1 protein-coding gene is annotated in these 522 nt (G+C 62.3%); it reads left to right on the top strand.

What is annotated here, in order from left to right:
- On the top strand, window positions 1-522 hold a 522-nt coding region (locus AC1DF0_RS32100; protein ID WP_477577608.1), incomplete at both ends, for a class I adenylate cyclase.

Here is a 522-nt window from a genome sequence, read left to right as displayed (position 1 = left end):
AACAAGCGCGACCTCAATGTGCTGGGCCGGCGGTTGTACGCGGCCTTCGAGCGCAAGGCCGACAAGGTCGAATGCATCAACCCGGGCATCGCCCCCGATCTGGCCGAAGACACCCTGACGCTGGTGCAAGCCCCGAACAAGAGAGAGCCGGGGCAAACCCAATGGGGTTTGTACAACGGCAGCCTGACCGCTCACGAGTGGGAGCATTTTGCGCCGATCAAGCGCAGCCGCCAGTTACTCGAGCTGCTCACCTGGTGCCACCGTAACGGCGTGATCGACAGCAGCACCCGCCTGGCCCTGCACCCCGGCACCAGCGACTTGAGCGAATTCGAACTGTTCAACCTGCTCGGCAGCCTGCAACAAAGCATCGCCCTGCCTCTGACTACCGTCGCCGAAGAGCCTTTGCTGCGCGCCAGCGTGCCGAGCGAAATACTGATTCTGGTGAACGTCGGCGTTGATCCGCTCAAGCACCATCGCGACATGAACATCTTGATGACCACCGAGCGCACCGACTCCCTGAGC

The sequence above is a fragment of the Paenibacillus sp. 05T425 genome (genome assembly GCF_056396205.1).
Note: the sequence above shows the minus strand (reverse complement) of the source record. Positions and strands in the feature narration are given on the sequence as shown.